Origin of the sequence: Alteromonas sp. 009811495, assembly GCF_028865455.1 — a bacterium.
Classification (GTDB): Bacteria; Pseudomonadota; Gammaproteobacteria; order Enterobacterales; family Alteromonadaceae; genus Alteromonas.
In genome coordinates this window covers 2,740,660-2,762,536 of record NZ_CP113972.1, presented here as the reverse complement: position 1 = coordinate 2,762,536, position 21,877 = coordinate 2,740,660, and the positions used below count along the sequence as shown (strand labels likewise).

Below are 21,877 nucleotides of genomic sequence, written 5' to 3'. Positions count from 1 at the left end.
TTCCTTAAGGTTATAAAACGTCAGGCAGCGGATTGTCATCCGGCAGCGTTATTGTGTCATCAAACAAGCGGTGCATTAGCGCGCTTTCACGTTCAAGCACAGGTTGAATAAAACTCTGCACATCGCCAATGGCTTTAAACGCATTAAACCCTCTTTCGAGAAACTCGTGAAGCGCTAACAGGCCTGCCAGTTTTGCCGGTCGGCGAGATAGCGAAATCAGCATACCAATCCCTCGAATCTTGATGACATCGGCGAGTTGATCACCAAGATGTGAGATAATTTCAATTTGATGTTGTCGGTCATCGCGTCTGCCCACATGGCGATACGCTTCGGCGTAGCTGTGTCTATTTATTGGTTGTTTTGCAAAATGTGCATTGAGATATTGCGCCATTGCCATATCAAGGTCGAACGACAGGGCATTTAACGACAGCGCATCGTCCATGGCGTTCATAGCTTTGTCGGGTAATACTTTGGCTAATTTGGGGATAACACGCACTAGATCAGCATCCCGTTGACTGAAATCTTTTGGCCCATATAACTCTTCAACAAAAAACGCCATGGCTTTTTGATATCGCTGCTGTTGGGCTAAATCATCATGGCTCACCAACAGTCGCTGGCACTGCCAATGCTGTAATTCATGAATCTTGTGCATCACATCTAACTTAGTGGCAAGATCGCGAAGTGCATTCACCCTGTGGATGTGTTTTATGATTTCTTGTGCCAAAAATAAGCTCCGACGTGAAAAAGAGTAAACCTAGATTGACCCAACCAGCTTTTGCTTTCAAGGGACAAGTTTAATCCCTTTGGCTTTTACTGGTATACTGCGCGCCCAATCTTAAGCAGTTCATTGATAAGGTTAACACCACGTAATATGGAACCAATAGGTAGTTCGTCATTGCAAAGCAGCATTAGTAATAGCATTGGTATTGATAACGAGCCAATGGAAGTAGACCGTGACGTCCCCGCGCTTATTTCGCTATTCAATGATACTTTTTCAGACTTTAATACGCGCTTAGTATTGGGAAGCGACGAACCTATTTATCTGCCTGCTAACGAAACATGTGCCTATAACCAAATTGTGTTCGCTCACGGGTTTTTCTCAAGTGCGCTTCATGAAATTTCGCATTGGTGTATTGCGGGAGAAGCACGTCGTAAGCTAGAAGACTATGGATATTGGTATTGTCCTGATGGACGCGACGAACAGCAGCAGGCCGATTTTGAGAAAGTGGAAATAAAGCCACAGGCTATCGAGTGGGCTATGACAGAAGCGGCTGGGCGTACCTTCCAAGTCAGCACCGATAACTTAAACGGCGCAGAGCCTGACAGAGAAGGGTTCACACGCAACGTGGCTGCGCAGTTGCAACGTTATAAAGCCGAAGGGTTTCCACCCCGAGCAGCGCGCTTTATCCGCGCATTAGAACAAACATTTTTATCTAAAGCGCCTTACCACGCTGAAAACTCGGCACCTAATCAACATACAAGCACGCCAGTAGGAGGGAATGCTGCATGACTCAACCCTTGTTTCGACTAGGTATTATTGTCAATCCTTTTGCGGGCATTGGCGGTGCACTAGCACTTAAAGGCAGTGACGGGGCCGAAATAAGAGAAAAAGCCTTAGCGATGGGCGCTGAAAAAAAAGCCAACGAAAAAATGGCGCGCGCATTAAGCATACTTGATGCATTGTCTGGGCAGTTTACCGTTGTCACCGCTGCCGGCGACATGGGCGCAAGTGTTTGTGAGTCGTTGGGTATTCCGTTTGAGGTCATTTACGCGCCAGAGCAGGAGCAAACTGAAGGGGAAGATTCAGAACGCGCGGCCAAGGCGATGGTTGAGGCTCGTGTCGACTTACTGCTATTTGCGGGCGGCGATGGCACTGCGCGTAATATATGCCGTATGGTAGGCAACGACGTACCCGTGTTGGGCGTGCCAGCCGGCTGTAAAATTCACTCGGGCGTTTATTGTGTTTCTCCCTCTGCGGCTGGGCAGGTCGTTAGTCAAATGATTGCGGGTGAACTGGTCAGCGAAATGGATGCTGAGGTGAGAGACATTGATGAAGACGCATTTAGAAACGGCAAAGTCATTGCAAAACACTATGGTGAAATGCGCGTCCCCGCTGAACTGAGTTATGTACAAGCTGTTAAAATGGGCGGCAAAGAAGATGAAGCCTTGGTACTTGACGATATTGCAGCGTACATTAGCGAAATAATGGATGACGAGCCTGATACCTACTTTGTAATGGGGTCTGGGTCGACGGTTGGCGCTGTGATGGAATTCCTTGGCTTTGATAACACATTGCTGGGTGTTGATATTGTTAAAGGCGGCGAACTTGTGGCCAGTGATGTCACGGCGCAGGCACTTATTGATATTACTAAAGGCCATCCAACAAAAGTGGTGTTGACGGTCATTGGGGGACAAGGGCACGTGCTCGGTCGCGGTAACCAGCAGTTAAGCCCCGCATTTATTCGCCAAATTGGCAAACCAAACATGCTTGTGGTTGCCACCAAACAAAAAATTCAGGCGCTTCAAGGAAAGCCTTTGCGTCTAGATTCCGGTGACGGCCAGTTAGATGAAAGCCTTGCCGGAGCCTTCACCATTATCACGGGTTACAAAGACAAAGTGCTTTATAACGCGGTTTAGCCACAATCACCTTATTGAATTGTTTTAAAAAGAAGAGTTAGGAGAAAACCTTGTTACCACCTGCTGCTGCGCCACAAGACGTGGTTGATGCTATTGCAAAAATTGAAGCACTACTTGACGATGTCGTTAACCATGGCAACGATGACGAGCTCTTTATCGCCAGCTATTTGCAAGGTCACTTTGCTGTTGAGGCGCGTCAATTAGAAATGGTTGAAGGGGCAAGTTTGTCGATGCTAAACGAGAAGATGACAGGCAGCCTACAGCGGGCTTTTGACAACAACGAACTTGACGCGCAAGACGCAGAGTTAGTTAAAGCGCTGTGGAGAAGGCTTTTCGAAGGGGCTAACCAAGTTCTTACTAACTAGGCCCTTAAATTATAAACGGCAACGTCCATACGCTTTTTCAGTGCGTTGCCGTTGGTACCTCTTGCATGAAAAATGCGTTACCATGCAACAAGTTATTAACATGTTGCGAGTGAGTTATGCTAAATCGTGCGTCTAAGCCATTTGTTAAGTTAGTTGAGCGCTATCTACCTGACCCTTTCATTTTTGTTCTCATATTAACACTGGTCACACTCGCCGCTGCAGTCATCGTTGAGCAGCAATCGCCCGTTACGGTTATAGAGCAATGGGGCAGTGGCATCTGGGGCCTACTTACCTTTTCGATGCAGATGCTGCTTGTGTTGGTCACAGGCTTTATGCTCGCCAATACGCCGTTGATGAAAGCGCTACTGTCGCGACTTGCCATGCTGGGCAATACGCCAGGCAAGGCAATCGTGCTTGTTACTATAGTGTCGCTTACCGCGAGTTGGATAAACTGGGGTTTTGGGCTTGTCGTGGGGGCATTATTCGCAAAAGCATTAGCGCGTAATACTCGAGTTGACTACCGTTTGCTGGTGGCAAGCGCCTATTCTGGGTTTGTGGTTTGGCATGGTGGCCTGGCAGGTTCTGTTCCTCTTACTATTGCAACCGAGGGGCATTTTGCCCAAGCTCAAATAGGTGTTATCTCTACCAGTGATACGATTTTTAGTGCATTTAATCTGTCTTTGCTGGCGATTCTGTTTGTGGTTATTCCGCTGGTAAATAGGCTAATGCTGCCCACTGAGCATGACAGTGTATTTGTTGATACAGACAAGCTAAGCGAAACACAAGCACCTGTTACAACCAACCAAAGGCCCGCAGACAAACTAGAAACCAGTAGAGCGCTTTCTTTGTTAGTGGGAGCGATGGGGCTTTTCTATTTGGTCAGTTATTTTATTCAAGAGGGCGGGTTAAATTTAAACATTGTCAATATGCTTTTCTTGTTTTTGGCTATTGTGTTACACGGTACGCCAAGAAGTTTGCTGCACAGCTTACAGCAGGCAGTACAAGGTGGTAGCGGCATTATCATTCAGTTTCCGTTTTACGCTGGCATTATGGCGGTTATGGTGCAATCTGGTTTGGCACAATCAATGTCGCAATGGTTAATTAGCATGGCAAGTGCTGACTCTTTGCCAGTGTGGAGTTTTATCAGTGCAGGCATTGTTAATATCTTCGTGCCTTCTGGAGGCGGGCAGTGGGCAGTTCAAGCCCCCGTTGTTTTGCCTGCGGCCATGGAGCTTGGCGCTGATGTTTCTCGCGTTGCTATGGCGGTCGCCTGGGGAGACGCATGGACAAACTTGATTCAACCCTTCTGGGCATTGCCTGTTTTGGCTATCGCTGGGCTTAAAGCCAAAGACATCATGGGGTTTTGCCTATTACAGCTAGCGATTACAGGCGTGATCATTGCCTTGGTATTGCGCTTTTTGTAACGCAAAAAGACACGTGCTAGCGTGTCTTTTTTACATCACTCTGTATTGTGTTATTAGTCTTAGTGCTAGGCTTGACCAAATGCTGTTGCGATGTCGACAATCTCAATGCCTCTCACCTGCATTGAATCTAGCGCAAGTAAGTGGGCGATGGGATCTACAGTACAGGTGCAAGGCTCAATAACCTTGGGGTTGTAACGCTGTGCCGCCGGAGAAAGCGCCGTGTGGGTAACACAATTGTGCGTCATCATGCCCGCAAGCAAAATTTCTTCTACGCCTAACGATTGTAAAACTTCATCCAGCGTTGTTTTTTCGAAACAATCTGCGTGCTGTTTTGTGATAACAGGGGCATGCGGGGCTGCGTCAAAAATGTCACTGTGTATTTCTACGCCTTGTGAATGCTCATAGAAAAACAAGCCTTCGCCAGCCGCCGCCGGAACCACATGCTGAATATGGATAATGGGCACCCCTTTTTCTGTCGCAATCGCCATTGCGCTTAGAGTGTTTTGCTTTGCCTCTTCGGGCTGATGAAGGGGATATTTACCACCTGGGAAATAGTCATTTTGGATATCGATAACGATAAGTGCTTGTTTAGCCATGATTGTGCCTCTTTACTTGATTGATGATGGGCATTGTGCGCGTTTTGACTCCTAAGCAGGAGTGGCTAAAATGACATAAAGCACGCCATAAGCGACAAAGTGTTATGAAGCACAGGGAAAAAATAGAGAGGTAACTGTGAAGCAGGTAGCCGTACAAATTATAGATTACCTTACCGCCAGTAAAGCTGCGGTTTTCGGGCTTCTAGAAATGATGGAGCTGGCCAATACGATTTGTCGTCAATTAAACGCAGACGTATGCTTTGATGTGAAAGTATTAACCACAAGCGCATTATCTGAAACCGAACCCTCGGATGTCATTGTATTGCCGCCAAGTACAAGTGAAGACTTCTTCGACAATGATTTCAGTGATTTAATTGATTATTTGCATTTGCAACAAGAAAAGGGGGCAACGCTGGCCTCTGCCTGTGTCGGTGCATTTATTCTAGCTACGGGTGGATTTCTTAATAATAAAGTTTGCACAACGCATTGGAGAATAGCCCAGGATTTTAACCGCGCCTTTCCAAATGCTAAGCTCGATGCAAATGCGATTGTCGCGAGCGATGACGGTGTTATTACGGCTGGCGGGCGCATGGCGTGGATAGATTTGGGTTTTGAAGTGATTAGTCAGTTCTCTAGCCCGGCTATTGCATCGCATCTGTCAAAAGAAATGGTTATTGATACCGGTTATCGGGAACAGGGGTATTATCATCAGTTTTCGCCTGATTTAAGTCATAAAGACGAATTAGTGTTAAAGGTGCAGCGCTATTTAGCAGAGCACTTTGCTTCACCATTACAGGTTAAGGCCATTGCCGATATTCATTTTGTAAGTGTAAGGACGCTGCAACGACGTTTTACGCAGACCCTAGGTTTAACCCTGATTGAATATTTACAAAAGCTGCGCCTACATCATGCATGTCAGCATATGGAGATTTCCAAACTCAGTGTCAATGACATCGCCTACGCCGTTGGCTACCAAAACGTCAATGCATTTAGAAAAGTGTTCAAAAGCGAATACGGACTTAGTCCGGTTGAATATAGAAAGCGCTTTTCGATAACGGAGTAAAGTTGCCTCTTTTTTGGCGGCCCCATAGTAAAAAAGTATGGCTGAGATACTGCTTTTCATTAAAAATGTTATGATATAACATCTGCAAAGTGCGTGAGCTAGTAAATGACTTGCGCAAAGCGTTTTGAAAAGTTTCTGTGAGGGCGAAATGTCTACATTTAATCAGCTACCTGTTACCGTGCTTTCTGGTTTTTTAGGCGCAGGTAAAACTACGGTACTCAATCATATTCTCAATAACAGGGAAGGGCTGCGCGTTGCGGTCATTGTTAATGACATGAGTGAAATCAATATCGATGCCGCGACTGTCAAAAACGAAATAAGCTTTAATCGTGCAGAAGAGAAGCTTGTTGAAATGAGTAATGGCTGTATTTGTTGCACTCTTCGAGAAGACCTTTTACTTGAAATTGAGCGCCTTGCTCATGAAGGTAAATACGATTACTTAGTCATTGAGTCTACGGGTATTTCTGAGCCGCTCCCTGTTGCAGAAACCTTTACCTTCGCAGACGAAGACGGTAAGAGTTTATCGGAGATTTCACGCCTTGATACCATGGTGACCGTTGTCGATGCGCTTAATTTTCTAAAGGACTATGACGAAGCCAAAGGATTGGATGAAGTGGGAGAAAGTTTAGGCGAAGAGGATGAGCGAAGCGTCGCCGATTTGTTAGTAGAGCAAGTTGAATTTGCAGATATTTTGCTTATTAGCAAGACCGATCTCATCACTGAAAATGACCTAAAACGTTTGCAAAGCATTTTGCAAACACTGAACACAGAAGCAAAGCAAATTCCCATTCAACATGGCCAAGTACCGCTAGATGAAGTCCTCAATACCGGCCGCTTTAGTTTTGAGAAAGCGCAACAATCAGCTGGCTGGTTGAAAGAGATGCGTGGTGAGCATGTACCAGAAACCGAAGAGTTTGGTATCAGCAGCTTTACCTATGAGGCTCGACGCCCATTCGACCCTCAAAAGTTCTACGACTTTCTTCACAGTAAAGAGATCGCTGGCAAATTAATACGCTCAAAAGGCTTCTTCTGGCTGGCGACAAGGCCACAGCTGGCAGGAAGTTGGAGCCAAGCGGGCGGTATGGCACGCTGTGGCGCAGCAGGTTTGTTTTGGAAAGCCGTTCCCAAAGAACAATGGCCGGACGATCCGGATTACCTAAAAGCCATCGAGGCACAGTGGATGGAGCCTTTTGGTGATATGCGTCAAGAGCTGGTATTTATTGGCCAGGGGTTAAACAAAGATGACATTATTGCGCGATTAGATGCATGTCTACTAAATGATGAAATGCTAATGCAAGGTCACGCTGTGTGGGCTGAGTTACCTGATCCATTCCCGTCTTGGGGGCATTAAGGTGAGCATGAGTACCCAAGCCCTTAATATCACAGATATTCACTCAACCAATGCGTCGTGGTGCGAAGGTAGCGAGCCTTTGGTTTTGGGCGATATCTTTGACGTTGGAAAGAGCGTTGTAGTGTGGAAAAGACCCAATAATACGCTAATACAAGGTTACTTCTCTGCTGCTTTCAAAGCCTTAGGTATGGGCGTGCGTGGCGTGTTTTCTATGGCATCATTAAAAAAAGAGCTTGCACCACTGCTTCCAGATAGCGACGGCAAACAAGCAGTAATTGATGACATCTTTCTACTTTCAGACATGCTTACGACGTTGTTTGATTGCGATAGTGTTGGCGTGAGGCTTGTTCCACTTAGCGCAGCCATGTGTCCGAGCTTTCATGTAGACAACATACCTGTGCGCCTTGTGAATACCTATCTCGGTGAGGGCACACAGTGGCTACCGCAAGAAGTGATAGTTTCACAAGCCTCAGTGGGTGTCTCAGGGTCGCTTAAGAAAAACAGATTGGGTCAGTATTATAAGGAAAGTGATGTGCATCAGATGCGCGCATTTGATGTAGGGCTGCTTAAAGGTAAGGCATGGAAAGGCCACGAGGAATTTGCTGCGGTACACCGTTCTTGCCCAGTTGAAGTAGACGATAAACGGGTATTGCTTACGTTAGATCCTATGTAGGTTGCGAAGAGATATTCAGTGAAAGTTTCAGCGTATTTTTCAGTGTCATTTGCAGTGTGATTTTGATGAGGTTTTCACCGTAACTCGCAACTCAGCTGCCATTACAGTGATGGGCTGAATTAATGCTGACGTCGCGATTGCAACGTCAGCATGTCTTACATTACATAAACGGTTTTAGTGCCTCAACCTCTTTTAATTGTGGCATCACGCTTTCAGTGTCGCCAACAATGGTCAAGTGCATTTTATTCACGTCCAGATATTTCGCGGTGACCGCTTTTATCTCTTCTGGTGTAATAGCGTAAATGGTTTTCACATAGTCGGCTAAATAGCTTTCGTCCAAACCATGTAGCTCTGTAAACGCTAGTTGAGAGATGATGGCAGTACGTGACGAATTTCTTAGCACGAAAATACCAGCCATGTAGTTTTTTATCCCCTCAAGTTCTTCTGCAGTCGGTGCTTCGTTAGCGAGTAAATTGATCTCTTTTATGATCTCGTCAAGTGCAGCGCCTGTTGACTCTGCCGTAACATCGGCTGCTTCATACCAAACCCCCGTACCAACGCGGTCTACCATCGAAGAACGAGGAGAGTAAGTGTAACCTTTATCTTCGCGGATATTTGATGTAATACGGCTTGAAAATGCGCCACCAAGTAACGTATTCATCAGGCTCATTTTCATGTAGTCATCGTGTGCGGGTGAAAGTGTTGCTAGACCAAGTCTCAATGTTGACTGTGGCGCACCTTCGCGTGCGAGTATCTCAAAAGACGGCCCCGTTTGCGTTAACACCGTTTTGCGCTCAACGGTTTCACCTTTCTCCCATTGACCAAATGAAGCTTCTACCGCCTTAGCTACTTCATTTTTATTAAACACGCCTGACACATAAAGGTGGCTGCGATTAGGTACAACATTTGTCTTAACGAAATCGGCTGTATTTTGTGCTGTAAGTGCAGAAATACTCTCGCTTGTAGGGTAAAGTCGACCGTATGGGTGATTACCAAAAACCGAGTTGTAGAATGCTTCATTTGCAATTGAAGAGGGGTTAGAAAGTGATACGGTTAGACGTCGCTGAGTATCTGTTTTAATGCGCTCTAGGTCATTGGTTTCAAACTTGGCATTCATCACCATATCGGCAATTAATGCCACAGCGTCGTCACCAAATTCAGATAGTACACTCATACCGATGAAGCTTGAATCCATACCCACTGAAGTATTTACTTCACCCCCCATGCTCGCTACTGACTCTGCTAATTGTTTTGCTGTGTAAGTATGGGTGCCTTGGCGCAGCATTTCATAGCTGATATCTGAAAGCCATATGCTTTCGCCATCGTCAATGTTGCCCGTGCCGGTGCGTAACTGCAGTGTCACTTTGGGCGTTTTACCATAAGGAATAAAGGTAACTTTTAAACCATTATCGAGTGTTACTGTATCGGTTTCTGGTACAACAAAATCTTTGGGCTGCCCACCTACAGGCGGTGTCTCTTTTGCCATAACTGAAAATGCGCTCAACGTGCACAATGCTGTCACCGCGGTGACGAGAAGTTTTCTCTTAAATTTCATGGTTACTCTCCTTGTTCCGCGGCGTCAGTTGTCGTTTCAGATTTGGTATTAGGGTCTTCACCTGGCGTGACGGTTAAAATGGTACGGTTCGTAGGGCGAAGATACTCTTTAACCGTTTTAGCTATGATTTCGGGCGTTACTTTCTTAAAGTTTGCTTCTAATTCATTGATTTTACTTGGGTCATTATCAAACAAGGCGAAGCTTGCTAACAGATCTGCGCGACCAAAACCATAAAATCCGTCTACTGCATCAAATAGGCTAGAGCGTATCTTTACAATCGCGCGCTCCATTTCTTCTTCACTCAGTGGCGTTTCTTGTAGTTTGTTAACAACCTTGTCGATGGCTGCAGTAATGGTATCGCGGCTAACGGTATCGTCATGGGTAAACGAACTCATCCAAAGCATGGGGCCGTTATAGTTGAACATGTTGCCAAGCAAATAGTTGATACCGCCATTTACACTTCCCGTGATTTGCTGATTTTTAACAAGTTCTTGATACAGCAAACTGTCTTCACCTTGCACTAAAATTTGGTCAATGATGCCCATTGCATAGTATTCTGGCGTGTTTCTCGGTGGCATTTTATAAGCAAAAGCATACGCAGGTTTTGGTGCAAGCTTGTCGAACTTATTAAACACCTTTTCTTTTTCTTGGCGAAGTTCGGTAAGGTCAGGTTGAGGGGCTAGTTCAGTCGACGGTATTGCAGCAAAGTATTTTTCGACCAATTGCTTAGCTTGTGCAACATCAATGTCGCCAACTACGGCTAATACCGCATTGTTAGGAGCGTAGTACATATTAAAAAACGCGTCTACGTCTTCAAGGTTTGCTGCGTCCAAATCGGCAAGGTCGCCGTAAAAATTGTGCGCATTGTACCAGTTGTTAAACGCGTATTGAGGCATATCAAGCCATGGGAAACCACCGTAAGGTCGGTTAAGCACGTTAACTTTAACTTCGTTTTTAACCACACCTTGCTGATTTGTTAAATTTTCTTGCGTTATTGCGAGCCCTTTCATTCTGTCGGCTTCGGCCCAAAGAAATGTTTCTAATTTATGCGCTGGAATAATTTCAAAGTAGTTAGTGAAATCAAACCGTGTCGAGCCGTTTAAAACGCCGCCATTGTCATTGACCAACTTAATAAATTCCATCTTTCCTAAGTTTTCAGAGCCTTGAAACATCATGTGCTCAAAAAGGTGGGCAAAGCCTGTGCGGTCTTTAGGCTCATTTCTAAAGCCAATATTGTAATAAACAGCCACAGTGACCACAGGCGCAGTGTCATCTTTTGATAAAACGACCTTAAGTCCATTGTCTAACGTGAAGTATTCGACGGGTACGTTATAGCCAACGTCCATTTCAACGTTACTTGCAGCCTCAACTATTTTTGAGGTTTGATCGACCGAGGTTTCTGATTGTGAGCGCGTGTCTTGACCACAGCCACTCAACAATACCGACAGAACACCTGCCGCAATTAAGGAAAGTTTTTTCATCGTTCTCTCATTCTTTTATCTAGGTGATACCGTGCACATCAACATCCTTGCCGACCAAACACCAAACGGAGCGTGTAAAGATGGGATACGGTGTGAGTGGCGCGCTCTTTGACATTCAAAATAAGAAAAGAGAGCACCTTAACTTAGAATGCAGGGAGGTATTAAAAGGGTCAACAGAAATTCGTAACACTTTGTTAATTGCTCAGACTGTTGAGAGAACCGGGCCGTAGTCTTGCATATTCAATCTGTTGGGAATGCTTGGTAGGCTCTCATCCTCGTGATGTGTCACATATAGCACCGTACTTGTTTTTGCGTTAGCGACTATATCGATGAACTTAAGTATTTTTTGCCGATTAAATTCATCTAGTCCATTACACGGCTCATCGAGAATGAGTAGTGTTGGGTGTTTAACCATTGCTCTTGCGAGCAGCACTAACCGCTGGTCGCCGAAAGAGAGCGACTGAAATGGAGTATGCTTCTTATCTTCCATACCCAATACGGTCAGCCATTCTGCGGCGCAAGTTTTCTCTTCTTGGCTTGCTTTTGTGTAAAGGCCAATACTGTCGTAAAAACCAGAAAGTATCACATGTTCTAGGTTTGCATTTACCTTGTATTGCATATGCAGCGCGTTGGACATTATGCCAATGTGCTTCTTAATATCCCAAATGCTTTCACCCGTTCCTCGTTTGATACCGAAAAGGGTCAGTTCGTTGGTGTAACAATGAGGATTATCGCCTGTTATCATTTGTAGCAAACACGTTTTACCAGAGCCGTTAGGACCAACAATTTGCCAGTGGGTATGTTGTGTTACCGTAAAATCGAGATTTTCAAATATGGTTCTGCCGTCGTATCTCACATAGCCCTTTTTAAGGGAAATAAGTACCTGAGGTGACGCCTTGTCTTCCACTGTATTTGAAGTAGTGATTTGATGAGACAGCAGCGCCTGCGGTAGCGACACCGCATCGTTGCTTAATGCAAACCATGTGCTGAGCTCGTCAATGATACTCTCAAAACTGATGGCTTTTTCAGTACGCCACGTCACCGCGAGATTTTCCATAACGATGACATAGGCGATTATTCCCTGAGGAATATCGCTCAGTTTGTTGGCAGTTATTACAAGTGTGGCTTGTTGTTGAGAGATGAGAAACTGACTAAACGCTTTTGCAGAATCAATATCTAGTCCTTCGAAAGGTTCATCGAGCACGATCAGTTTGGCATTACTAAGCCATGCCATAACGATAATAACCTTGCGTGTCTCGCCAGTCGATAATGCAAGAAACTCGGCATCCAGCAAATGTTCAATGCGAAGTATTGTGACTAATGTGTTGAAAAGCGGGTGGTTGATATAGTCCGTATTAGTGCGAGTAAAAAGCTCTCTGACTCTAGTTGGTGTAGCTATAACATCAAGTATATCAGCGCTGTCTTTTCGTCTCTCTTCCTCGATCAACGCTTGTTGTGCGGCTATCGAGACTTGCGCTACTTCTGAGTCGAACTCCCGTTTTCCAGCTACGGTTTTACCATCGCCAGCAATAGCAGATAATAACAGTGATTTTCCGGCCCCATTTCTGCCCGCTACAATATAGTGAGTTGGCTTTTCGTGACCGTAGGGGGTCTGAATATCAATTGAGAAAGCGGGTGTTTTAAACCCTGAAAGCAACGAAAGAGCAAATTCAAAAAGCGATAGCATGCGATGATAAATGAAAGCTAATATGTCGCCTCATTGTGAGTGAAAATATGCTGCTGTCAATGGCGCAACGAAAAGTGTGTCACAGTCACTGCGCTTGGATGGGAAAAGGATTGCGCTTAGGCGGCAAACCTATTCCGCATTTTGTAAAAAATTAGAAAAGCTCTTTTGCGATGGGAGCGTTTCTGTAGGTTAAGCTTAAGAAACTACTTTGTGGTGCAATTATTGCAGTGTTGAGCGTAATAACACAAGTATGGGTGATTTTTTGACCCACGTCGTCGGTTTGATGGCACTTCAACTATCATAAAACTGTCAGCCGAATTTTTGTGTGACTTCACATTCAATAATGACGGACTGTATTTGGAATCGAAAAATGAATGGCGCTCAGTGTAAACCTAATTCGAAATCGTTGACTATCGCTGTTAGGTGGTTAGCAGGTATTGCCGCAGCGATAAGTGTGATGACAGGGTGTACTGCTTCACAAGAAACGCAAAGCCAACTTGCTCAAACTAATTCATCAACGATAAATGCCCTTGGCAACGTTGAATATTATACCTATTTGCTTGCCAATGAGCTTTTTGCTGATGCGGGCCCATCACGCCAGTCTCGTTATGCAGTAGTGGGCTTTGTTCCCGCTGATACAATGAAATTTGATGCTAATCATCAGCATCCACTGATGCTGCTTGGCCATCAACTAGAGCAGGGCATGATTACTGAGGCGACAAAACGGGGTTTTTCTACTCAAGAATTTAAGCTATCAGACGATATTATTGTTAGTGACGAAAGTGACAGAATACTGACGCGTGAAATTGAACGATTGTCTAACATTGAGCGTGTCGATTTTTATATTACTGGCACTATGGTGTATCAGGAATCTGGTGCAGTGGTAAATGCACGTATTATCAACGCGCGAAACAAAGATATTGTTGCCGCTGCCACGCGTTTTTTTCCAGCAGAATTGTTTTGGCAAGAAGAGCGCGTAACCACGCGTAACGGCAAGTTATACAGAACCGAGAGTATGAGGTAATTCATGACAACTAAATATAAATTGGCAGGGCTCATGCTATCGGCTTCACTACTTACGATAAGTGGTTGCTCGATGATGATGGAAGAAGAACAGGTAGCCGAGCAAGCACCTCAGCGTCCAGCAATGAATGTGATAGACGTTACCGCTCAAGATCGTGCCCCGAGCAGACCTCAAGTGACAGAAGATGAACAAGAAGTGAGGGGAATGGATGCGTATGGCGCAATTGGGCAACCACCATTATATTCAAGCGTTCAAGGGGCATATAAAGGCAGGCCGCTTACCAAACATATTGGCGATTATGTGAAAAACATGACGCAAGACCTCATTGCTAACATGGAATATGTTAATGACAAAACGCCTATCGGCGTAACACATTTTGCGTTACTCGATACCAACTTACAAAAAACCGATTTGCTCGGCAGGCAAATGGCGGAATCGTTTGTTCACGAACTTCATAAGTTTCGTGTGCCTGTTATTGATTTCAAGGCGACAGAGTACATTCGTATTACCGAAGACGGTGACTTCGTGTTAAGTCGAGATTACTTGGAGTTAAGCAGCAGTCTTCCAATCGAGTATGTACTAACAGGTACAATGACAAAGCACCAAGGTGGCGTGTTGGTGAATGCGAGAATATTGGGCATGGAGTCGCGCGCGGTTGTTGCTAGTGCACAAATGCTTGTACCATTTTATGTTGTAGATGCACTCATACCGAGTGATGGCAGTGAACAAAATGGTATGCGCGACGGTGTAAAACTAAGCCGAGGTTAAGAGGTCTCTCATGCTAAAACAGTTTCCATTACGCGCGTGTTCACTTTTGGTAGCGGGCGTAGTTGTGATGACATTGAGCGGGTGCACAAGCACAGATTCTATTGGCTCTTTTTGGCTTGGTGAAGATGGTGAAATTACCCATGACGCAGAGCCTGTTCCAGTGCCAAGGCGTTCAGGTTTAGTGTACACACCAGATTCAAGAGACCGCGAGTATCAACAACACGTTGCGGTGGAGCCTGGCTATAAAGATCCACTACACCAAGGCTTTTTCCCTTCACAAACCCATAAAAGGCTGAACGATTATGCGTCTCAGCTGGCAATGAAATTAATGGATAATGCAACGCGACTGACCCATCAAGATATGGTCGGGGTCGCCAGTTTTGTGCGTCTAAATCATTCGCTTAATGAAAGTACTGTGCTTGGTAATCAACTATCAGAGTACTTAATTGCTGAACTACAAGATTTTGGGTTAGCCATTGTCGACTTCAAGCTGGCCGGTGGAATTACCGTTACGCCAGTGGGGGATTTTGTACTTACGCGCAGTGGAAAAGCGCTTGCAAAGCAAGTAGAAATGGACCATGTGGTTACAGGAACTATTATCGAAGATGACAGGGGCGTGCGAGTTAACGCACGCATTGTGTCACTTGAAAATAAACAGGTGGTGGCGAGTGCCGATGTTTATATACCCGCTTTTATCGTAATGGACCTGAACAAAATGGCCAGCGTACGCACGCCTTAATTCGTCTAAATACCGCGAATAGCCTCTCGAGTCATAAAGCGGCTGGTATTAACCGCATTTAGCAAGTCGTTGCTCATTGGAAGGGGTTGATTACACAAGCTACTGACTAATACTTCAGCCATCAAGGGTGCAGTGGTCAATCCTCGTGACCCCAAGCACGTTAATGCAGATACTGCGCTAGCAGGCAGTGTGGGTACTGTTTCCAAAGGTCTACCGACACCGAGATCGCTGTAATGTGCTTTCAATAGTGTAAAGTCATGAAGTGCACCCACCACAGGCTGATGATCCGGTGAGCCTAATCGCGTAGCTGCCCTTGCCATGCCGTCATGTTTGAGTTGGCCGACAATGTCTGTGTTGGCTAGTGCTTGGGAGTGGGTAGCCAAATTTGTATCGGTTTCTTCACCACGTACATCTGTTGCCATATCATTTTTAACATAGGTTGAGCCAAGGGCATGTCGTTCATTTAAGCTAGGCGTCATATAGCCTTTGTGACAAAGCACTGTTTGTAGTGATGCAATGGGGGCTTGCGTCGGTATGGCTTCAACCTGGCCGCGAACTGGTCTAAGCGATAAGCTATCAAACTCGGATAAACCAACCGCGCCAGCACCTGGAGCTAATATTATGTGGCTAGCGCTTTGTGTGGTTTCACTCGTGTCATGAATAAAATGTGCATTAACGCTTTCTGTAACGCTTTTGGGGTTGTCGACTACGCTGTGACCCACATAGCGATGTCCTGCTTTAATCGTGAGATTACCCGTCTTTTTAGCTTGGCGTACCATGGCATCAACGAGATGCGGGGGAGACAGCCAACCACCTTCTTTTATTAATAAACCTGAGTATGGAAGCGCGATATTGGCTATTTCACTAACCGTGTTGCTGTCAATCTTTGCTACCAAGTCTTCGGGCCACACGTCTGAATCTGCGAGCTTATTTTGACGCTCGGCTACCTTATCGTTGAAGCTAAGCTGAATAACGCCACAAAATTCATGTGCTACCTGCGGGTATTCTTGGACTATGTGTTCATAACACTGCTTGGCATATAAAAAACTATGGGCTTGAATTCGGCTGGCAATGCTTGCTTCACCATGTAACTGAGGGTAGAAGCCGCCTTGTGGATTGCCGGAGGCGCCCGCGGCCAATTCTGCCTCTTCAAAATACAAGGTTGTCGCAATACCTCGGTTGGCAAGCGATAAACATACACTTGCAGCGGCTAGCCCAGAGCCTACAACAATCACGGAACTTTCTGTTGTTAACGTTGTGTTGCCGTAGCGATAAAAAGGCCCTTGGGGCTGCCGAAGCTTATGGGGAACGTTTTCGCTCACCTCACTGAAAACACCGGTTAACATATCGCGCTTGCGCCCAAACCCGTTCCTTTTTGCGATGGTGAACCCTACATTTGCTAAACCTCTTTTTACGATACCCGCTGCAGTAAAAGTGCCAAACGTGGTGCCTGTTTTTGATAATCGAGCCATTTGACTGAACAAGGCGTCAGTCCACATATCAGGGTTCTTACTTGGCGCGAAGCCATCTAGAAACCATGCATCCACCAATCCGTTTCGAGGAGAGTGCCACTGGGGTAGAAGCGTGTGAACATCGCCAATCCACAAATCCAGTGTGGTCGAAAATGTATCGAACTGAAGTCGGTGACAGCCTTCTAGACCCATGGGATACACATCAGCTAACGCAGTGGCTTCACTAAGTAGCGCGGGAAATGCTGCTAATGCTCGTTGCATATCTGACTGCGGAAGAGGGTACTTTTCGGTTGTTAAGAATACGAGGCGCTTTAGAGGGTGACTCGGATTTGCTTCTCGAAACTTTTGAAATTCGTGCATCGCAACTAAAAAATTTAAGCCTGTCCCAAACCCCGTTTCTGCAATAACAAACGTGTATTCAGTCCAGTTTTGCCAACGCGTTTTAAGGTCGTTACCATCAACGAAAACGTGTTGAGTTTCATCTATACCACTGTCATTGGAAAAATAAACATCGTCAAAATGATCGGCCACAGGTGTACCGCTGTCATTAAAATGTACCTGTGCGTGCTTAGATTTCAATTTTTCTGGTTCTCCGCTTAGCTCAACTTTTCACTACCAATGCGCTATAACGCGCTGTGACACCGTTTGACCACTCATCATACCGCCAATGGTAACCCATCGGCCTTTAATTTGGATGAGTCCTCGGTGATCCATCGTCGGTGTTGGGGAAGTCGTGATAGACCATTTACCGGTAGCGATATTATATACCCAAATATCAGCACTGGGCTCGGATGGTTTGCCGTTATACCCGATGCCGTTATAGTTGTAAGGATTGTTAGAGCCGCCAACGAAAAGTATACGGTTCGACTCCGTATCACCTGCACTTGCCATGCGATACCGAGCTGTTCCTGTTGGGTGCTGAACAATCCTCCAGTCTATTTTTAAATGGTTGGCAGTATCGATAACGCCCTTATAACAGGCTGTTTCTGCGTGAAAAGAACGACGCTTATCTTCGTTTGGGAGCACGGCTACGCCGTCGCATACAAGCATAGTATTTTGAACTAGGCCGCCAGCGTGACCGAACACAGGTTTACCTAAAAATGGACTAGCTTGATGCCACGTATTGGTTTGCGTATCGAATACTTGCACTAAGTTTACGTTGCCGTCATTGTGCCAACCAGAAATCAAATACACGTAGCGAGATTGGTACACAAGGGCAACGGCGTCATCCACAGGAATTGGCATAGGGGGTAACAGTGTATATTTCTTCTCGACAGGACTGTATTTGTACACATCCGGTGTGCTTATTTCAGTGTGATCTTCCGCTACTGTGTAGCCACCAAAAATGTAAACCGCATCATTAACACCAACGGCAACGGACGCTAATCGCCCTTTAAGCGGCAAGCTGGACGGTACGCCAGGTAGTGCTTGCCATTGACCAACATCGCCATTAACTATCTCTATCTGCCATGCGTTGTTATGAACATCGTTGTGAGTTTTTCCATTACTCAAGCCCATAAAGCTAAACAAATACACGGTGTCATCAATATTTAACGTTGCCACCGCATTGTTAGATGTGCCCTCGGGTAAAGAGGGGAGTGTTATAGAAGAATGCGCGGCATTCGCTTTCTCTGTAACTACGCTTGTTTCATTAGCACTTGCGCTCATGGCCTCTGATTGCACGCTCATGGCTGTGACACAGGCAAGCAAAGCGATAGCGATGATGCGAAGGCGGCGGGGAAAATGAGCGTACTGTTTTTGTGTATTGAAAGTAGTTGGCATATTTTTCGCTGCTTTCTCTAATTAGGTATCACAATGTTTGGATAATAAAGGGGGCATTGTAGCGATCATTAAGCATGTTTGCTTGGGAAAGTCGGCAAAAGCGTATTTTGCCTTATGGCGCGTTTTCTCAAACGGCATCTCCATGACATCACATATGCCAAAAAAGCGTTGTGCTATTGCACCAAATAGTGGGTGGTCCAAGCACACTTTGGGGTCATTGATTTTGTTTGCTTACACGTGTACGCTGAGTTGAAATAATTATATAAATTGCCGTTGTGCAATGATTTAGTGGAAACGCATTTTGAGATATGCGCTAAGCAGACCACTTTATGATTCAAAATCGTTACCATAAGCCGCACTAACGCAAAGGGTAAACTATGAGAAGAGCAGTCATCACCGGTCTTGGCATTGTATCAAGCATCGGCGTAAATAAAGAAGACGTACTCGCTTCACTAAAAGCGGGCAAGTCTGGTATTACATTTTCAGAACAGTTCGCCGAAATGGGCCTAAGAAGCCAAGTTTGGGGCGATATTAATATTGATTTGAAAGACCACATCGATCGTAAAGCAATGCGCTTTATGGGGGATGCGGCAGGCTATGCTTATGTTGCAATGCAACAAGCTATCGCAGACTCAGGCTTAGAAGAAAAAGATATTTCTAACGAGCGGACTGGTATTATTGCAGGTTCTGGTGGTGCGTCCTCTGAAAACCAAGTGTTATCAGCTGACATTCTTCGCGAAAAAGGCGTTAAACGTGTTGGCCCATATATGGTGCCTCGCTGCATGGCGTCAACCGTGTCGGCTTGCTTAGCAACACCGTTTAAAATTCGTGGCGTTAATTACTCTATTGCCTCAGCATGTGCTACAAGCGCACACTGTATTGGTAACGCTTTAGAGCTTATTCAGTTAGGTAAGCAAGACGTTGTATTTGCAGGTGGCGGTGAAGAACTGCATTGGTCGCTATCTAGCCAGTTCGATGCGATGGGTGCGTTGAGCTCGAAGTATAACGACAACCCATCAGTTGCGTCTCGTACGTACGATGAAGCACGTGATGGATTTGTCAGCTCTGGCGGTGGCGGTATGGTTGTCGTTGAAGAGCTTGAGCACGCATTAGCTCGCGGTGCCAAAATCTATGGTGAAGTTGTTGGCTATGGCGCAACGTCTGACGGTTACGACATGGTAGCACCGTCGGGTGAGGGCGCTATTCGTTGTATGCAAATGGCGATGCAAAACGTTAATGGCCCGATTGATTACCTCAACACACACGGCACATCAACGCCTGTGGGGGATGTCAAAGAGTTAGCTGCTATCCAAGAGGTGTTTGGTCAATCAGGCGTGCCAATTAGTGCAACTAAGTCTCTAACAGGCCACGCACTGGGTGCTGCGGGTGTAAACGAAGCAATTTATAGCCTGCTAATGATGGAAAACAGTTTTATCGCGCCATCGATTAACATCGATACATTAGATGAGGCGGCTCAAGGCTTGGATATTGTAACTGAAGCACGCGATGCTGAATTAAACACTATTATGTCTAATAGCTTCGGTTTTGGTGGTACTAACGCAACGTTAGTAATGCAAAAATACAAGGGCTAGCGATGCCTGATTAGGTAGACAACGATGTTTGTCTATATAGTCATACATTGAAACTAAAAGCGCGCAATGCTTCTGCATTTCGCGCTTTTTTTGTGTTAGTTGTACTAGAGCGTTATATAAATTGATACTGGCGAAACAGGAGGTCAGGATCAGGAATGGTGAGTTTCCCATAATGACGCTTAAGAAGTCCCTCTTCCTGAAGCTCACCCAGAAGCTGGTTCACTGTCTGACGACTACTATTGATCATCTGCGCGAGAGATTCTTGGGAAAGCGTGAGTGTAATGGTGTCATGCCGCGGCAAGTGCTGACCGTAGCTGGTAGTTAGCATAAGTAAGCGTTTCACTAGCTGGTGCTTTAAACTCAATCCAGCACTTGAGTCGATAAATTGAAATGCACTGCGCACCCGTGTGCAGAGTAAACGTGTGAAATGTGGGTATAATTCAGGGTGTTTTTCCAACAAGGCCTTGAAGGGCTTCTTTTGAATTATCGCTACGGTACAGTCGGTCTCGCAAAAGTTATCATGGGTGCGAGGAAGATCATCAAACATGGATATTTCACCAAACCACGTGCCTGGCCCCAATAGCGCAAACAGCATTTCTCTTCCATCTATGCCAACCGAAACAACCCTAAGTCGTCCTTCGCAAACACCGTAAAAGCCCACGCCTTGTTCGCCTTTTGCGTGCAATTGTTGGCCCGCTTTAAGGTGCTTTATTCGCATGTTGTCAAACATGGCTTGTTGCAATTTTTCTGGTATGTCACTAAACCAGATGGAACTGGCAAGGATTTCTTTATAGTTGCTCATTTAACAAATTCATTACATTGTCGGATATCCGACAGTGTATAGTAGTTGTAACGCGTATTGTAGCTTCATAATTGATGTTAAATGATAAAAGTGGAGTGGGTTATGACACAGTCTGTAAAGTCGCAAGTTAGTGAACAGGAATGGCAAACACGAGTCGATCTTGCCGCATGTTATCGTGCCGTAGCCATGTATGGCTGGGACGATCTCATTTTTACACATATTTCAGCCCGTATTCCTGGGCCTGAACATCACTTTCTGATTAACCCCTACGGCATGATGTTCGACGAAGTAACTGCCTCAAGCTTGGTAAAAGTAGACCTAAATGGCAACAAGGTGATGGACAGTGAGTTTGACATTAATCCTGCGGGTTTTACAATTCACAGCGCCGTGCACGAGGCAAGGGATGACGCCAAGTGTGTGCTGCACTTACACACGGCAGAAGGCGTTGCTGTCTCCATCTTAGAAGATGGTTTGCAACCCTATTCCCAACAGTCTTTGTTCCCTCTTGCATCGCTTTCGTACCATGCCTATGAAGGCGTAGCGCTGAATCCTGAAGAAAAAGCGCGCTTGGTAAGAGATTTAGGTGATACTCAGTTTATGATTTTGCGAAATCATGGCCTACTAACCTGTGCTGATAATATTGCCGATGCATTTTTGTTTATGTTTATTTTACAGCGCGCATGTGAAATCCAACTGAAAGCACAAGCGACTGGTCAGCCACTTATTCCAATTCATTCTGCAATACTGCAAGGCATTCAAGCACAAGCTTCTGAGGTAACAAAACAGGCCGGTGGTGCGTTGGCGTGGCCGGGTATCAAGCGTCGTCTTGAACGCCGCTTTCCTGGCTTTGATCAATAACACTGTCT

At 45.5% G+C, this 21,877-nt stretch carries 20 protein-coding genes; 12 read left to right on the top strand and 8 right to left on the bottom strand.

The genetic code is table 11. From position 1 onward, the window contains the following. Nucleotides 1-10: 10 nt before the first annotated feature. Nucleotides 11-724, bottom strand: a complete 714-nt coding sequence (locus OZ660_RS12605; protein WP_274741146.1) for an FFLEELY motif protein — start codon at nt 722-724, stop codon at nt 11-13. Between the two features lie 216 nt (nt 725-940). Between OZ660_RS12605 and OZ660_RS12600 the strand changes: the two genes are divergently transcribed. The 4 genes from OZ660_RS12600 to OZ660_RS12585 all read left to right on the top strand — a co-directional run bounded on the left by OZ660_RS12600 (nt 941) and on the right by OZ660_RS12585 (nt 4,426). After that, nucleotides 941-1,510: an elongation factor P hydroxylase gene (locus OZ660_RS12600; protein WP_274743455.1), complete on the top strand. Its 570-nt coding sequence runs from the start codon at nt 941-943 to the stop codon at nt 1,508-1,510. Continuing rightward, on the top strand, nt 1,507-2,637 hold the full coding sequence (locus OZ660_RS12595; protein ID WP_274741145.1) for an ATP-NAD kinase family protein: 1,131 nt from the start codon (nt 1,507-1,509) through the stop codon (nt 2,635-2,637). The genes OZ660_RS12600 and OZ660_RS12595 overlap by 4 nt, the downstream gene beginning before the upstream one ends. A gap of 50 nt (nt 2,638-2,687) precedes the next feature. Beyond that, the gene (locus OZ660_RS12590) at nt 2,688-3,002 is read left to right on the top strand and encodes a YfcL family protein (protein ID WP_274741144.1); all 315 of its coding nucleotides are present in this window, start codon (nt 2,688-2,690) and stop codon (nt 3,000-3,002) included. A gap of 116 nt (nt 3,003-3,118) precedes the next feature. Next, entirely contained in the window at nt 3,119-4,426 is a 1,308-nt protein-coding gene (locus OZ660_RS12585; protein WP_274741143.1) for a short-chain fatty acid transporter, read from the top strand. 65 nt (nt 4,427-4,491) lie between these two features. Here the strand turns inward: OZ660_RS12585 and OZ660_RS12580 are convergent, their stop codons facing one another. After that, entirely contained in the window at nt 4,492-5,022 is a 531-nt protein-coding gene (locus tag OZ660_RS12580) for a cysteine hydrolase family protein (RefSeq protein ID WP_274741142.1), read from the bottom strand. A 136-nt stretch (nt 5,023-5,158) separates the two neighbouring features. On the opposite strand from OZ660_RS12580, the gene OZ660_RS12575 reads away from it, so the two are divergent. The 3 genes from OZ660_RS12575 (at nt 5,159) to OZ660_RS12565 (ending at nt 8,109) form a co-directional block, all read left to right on the top strand. After that, the gene (locus OZ660_RS12575; protein ID WP_274741141.1) at nt 5,159-6,085 is read left to right on the top strand and encodes a GlxA family transcriptional regulator; all 927 of its coding nucleotides are present in this window, start codon (nt 5,159-5,161) and stop codon (nt 6,083-6,085) included. Nucleotides 6,086-6,233: 148 nt separating this feature from the next. After that, the gene (zigA, locus tag OZ660_RS12570) at nt 6,234-7,436 is read left to right on the top strand and encodes a zinc metallochaperone GTPase ZigA (RefSeq protein ID WP_274741140.1); all 1,203 of its coding nucleotides are present in this window, start codon (nt 6,234-6,236) and stop codon (nt 7,434-7,436) included. A gap of 7 nt (nt 7,437-7,443) precedes the next feature. Next, a complete protein-coding gene (locus OZ660_RS12565) occupies nt 7,444-8,109 on the top strand; it encodes a DUF1826 domain-containing protein (RefSeq protein WP_274741139.1) in 666 nt (221 codons plus the stop codon). A gap of 160 nt (nt 8,110-8,269) precedes the next feature. Here the strand turns inward: OZ660_RS12565 and OZ660_RS12560 are convergent, their stop codons facing one another. The 3 genes from OZ660_RS12560 to OZ660_RS12550 form a co-directional block, all read right to left on the bottom strand. Continuing rightward, entirely contained in the window at nt 8,270-9,664 is a 1,395-nt protein-coding gene (locus OZ660_RS12560; RefSeq protein ID WP_274741138.1) for a M16 family metallopeptidase, read from the bottom strand. Nucleotides 9,665-9,666: 2 nt separating this feature from the next. Continuing rightward, nucleotides 9,667-11,145 carry a M16 family metallopeptidase gene (locus OZ660_RS12555; protein ID WP_274741137.1) on the bottom strand — a complete coding sequence of 493 codons (1,479 nt, stop codon included), beginning with the start codon at nt 11,143-11,145 and terminating at the stop codon, nt 9,667-9,669. 202 nt (nt 11,146-11,347) lie between these two features. Continuing rightward, nucleotides 11,348-12,832, bottom strand: coding sequence for an ATP-binding cassette domain-containing protein (locus tag OZ660_RS12550; RefSeq protein ID WP_274741136.1), 1,485 nt, complete (start codon nt 12,830-12,832; stop codon nt 11,348-11,350). A 457-nt stretch (nt 12,833-13,289) separates the two neighbouring features. On the opposite strand from OZ660_RS12550, the gene OZ660_RS12545 reads away from it, so the two are divergent. From OZ660_RS12545 to OZ660_RS12535, 3 genes are all read left to right on the top strand, one after another. Further along, complete coding sequence (locus tag OZ660_RS12545; RefSeq protein ID WP_319003226.1) at nt 13,290-13,856, top strand: FlgO family outer membrane protein; 567 nt, start codon at nt 13,290-13,292, stop codon at nt 13,854-13,856. Nucleotides 13,857-13,859: 3 nt separating this feature from the next. Then, nucleotides 13,860-14,624, top strand: coding sequence for a FlgO family outer membrane protein (locus tag OZ660_RS12540; protein WP_202261879.1), 765 nt, complete (start codon nt 13,860-13,862; stop codon nt 14,622-14,624). Nucleotides 14,625-14,691: 67 nt separating this feature from the next. Beyond that, nucleotides 14,692-15,363, top strand: coding sequence for a FlgO family outer membrane protein (locus OZ660_RS12535; RefSeq protein ID WP_442859706.1), 672 nt, complete (start codon nt 14,692-14,694; stop codon nt 15,361-15,363). Nucleotides 15,364-15,368: 5 nt separating this feature from the next. Here the strand turns inward: OZ660_RS12535 and mnmC are convergent, their stop codons facing one another. Together mnmC and OZ660_RS12525 are read right to left on the bottom strand one after the other, a co-directional pair. Continuing rightward, the gene (gene mnmC, locus OZ660_RS12530; protein ID WP_274741135.1) at nt 15,369-17,414 is read right to left on the bottom strand and encodes a bifunctional tRNA (5-methylaminomethyl-2-thiouridine)(34)-methyltransferase MnmD/FAD-dependent 5-carboxymethylaminomethyl-2-thiouridine(34) oxidoreductase MnmC; all 2,046 of its coding nucleotides are present in this window, start codon (nt 17,412-17,414) and stop codon (nt 15,369-15,371) included. Nucleotides 17,415-17,447: 33 nt separating this feature from the next. Continuing rightward, nucleotides 17,448-18,524, bottom strand: a complete 1,077-nt coding sequence (locus tag OZ660_RS12525) for a Kelch repeat-containing protein (protein WP_446698983.1) — start codon at nt 18,522-18,524, stop codon at nt 17,448-17,450. 470 nt (nt 18,525-18,994) lie between these two features. Here OZ660_RS12525 and fabB point away from each other — a divergent pair, with 470 nt between their 5' ends. After that, on the top strand, nt 18,995-20,209 hold the full coding sequence (fabB, locus tag OZ660_RS12520; RefSeq protein WP_274741133.1) for a beta-ketoacyl-ACP synthase I: 1,215 nt from the start codon (nt 18,995-18,997) through the stop codon (nt 20,207-20,209). A 112-nt stretch (nt 20,210-20,321) separates the two neighbouring features. Here the strand turns inward: fabB and OZ660_RS12515 are convergent, their stop codons facing one another. Then, complete coding sequence (locus OZ660_RS12515) at nt 20,322-21,011, bottom strand: Crp/Fnr family transcriptional regulator (protein ID WP_159626223.1); 690 nt, start codon at nt 21,009-21,011, stop codon at nt 20,322-20,324. 102 nt (nt 21,012-21,113) lie between these two features. Here OZ660_RS12515 and OZ660_RS12510 point away from each other — a divergent pair, with 102 nt between their 5' ends. Beyond that, nucleotides 21,114-21,869 (top strand): class II aldolase/adducin family protein, encoded by a 756-nt coding sequence (locus OZ660_RS12510; RefSeq protein WP_159626221.1) that lies wholly within the window; start codon nt 21,114-21,116, stop codon nt 21,867-21,869. The last annotated feature ends 8 nt before the right edge of the window (nt 21,870-21,877 follow it).

Bases quoted from the DNA above. Each gene is read 5' to 3' on its own strand.
- OZ660_RS12540 (WP_202261879.1), top strand. From the start codon at position 13,860: ATGACAACTAAATATAAATTGGCAGGGCTCATGCTATCGGCTTCACTA.
- OZ660_RS12525 (WP_446698983.1), bottom strand. From the start codon at position 18,524: ATGAGCGTGCAATCAGAGGCCATGAGCGCAAGTGCTAATGAAACAAGC.
- OZ660_RS12515 (WP_159626223.1), bottom strand. From the start codon at position 21,011: ATGAGCAACTATAAAGAAATCCTTGCCAGTTCCATCTGGTTTAGTGAC.
- OZ660_RS12560 (WP_274741138.1), bottom strand. From the start codon at position 9,664: ATGAAATTTAAGAGAAAACTTCTCGTCACCGCGGTGACAGCATTGTGC.
- OZ660_RS12595 (WP_274741145.1), top strand. From the start codon at position 1,507: ATGACTCAACCCTTGTTTCGACTAGGTATTATTGTCAATCCTTTTGCG.
- OZ660_RS12535 (WP_442859706.1), top strand. From the start codon at position 14,692: ATGACATTGAGCGGGTGCACAAGCACAGATTCTATTGGCTCTTTTTGG.
- OZ660_RS12600 (WP_274743455.1), top strand. From the start codon at position 941: ATGGAAGTAGACCGTGACGTCCCCGCGCTTATTTCGCTATTCAATGAT.
- zigA (WP_274741140.1), top strand. From the start codon at position 6,234: ATGTCTACATTTAATCAGCTACCTGTTACCGTGCTTTCTGGTTTTTTA.
- fabB (WP_274741133.1), top strand. From the start codon at position 18,995: ATGAGAAGAGCAGTCATCACCGGTCTTGGCATTGTATCAAGCATCGGC.
- OZ660_RS12550 (WP_274741136.1), bottom strand. From the start codon at position 12,832: ATGCTATCGCTTTTTGAATTTGCTCTTTCGTTGCTTTCAGGGTTTAAA.
- OZ660_RS12510 (WP_159626221.1), top strand. From the start codon at position 21,114: ATGACACAGTCTGTAAAGTCGCAAGTTAGTGAACAGGAATGGCAAACA.
- OZ660_RS12580 (WP_274741142.1), bottom strand. From the start codon at position 5,022: ATGGCTAAACAAGCACTTATCGTTATCGATATCCAAAATGACTATTTC.
- OZ660_RS12585 (WP_274741143.1), top strand. From the start codon at position 3,119: ATGCTAAATCGTGCGTCTAAGCCATTTGTTAAGTTAGTTGAGCGCTAT.
- OZ660_RS12545 (WP_319003226.1), top strand. From the start codon at position 13,290: ATGACAGGGTGTACTGCTTCACAAGAAACGCAAAGCCAACTTGCTCAA.
- OZ660_RS12565 (WP_274741139.1), top strand. From the start codon at position 7,444: ATGAGTACCCAAGCCCTTAATATCACAGATATTCACTCAACCAATGCG.
- OZ660_RS12555 (WP_274741137.1), bottom strand. From the start codon at position 11,145: ATGAAAAAACTTTCCTTAATTGCGGCAGGTGTTCTGTCGGTATTGTTG.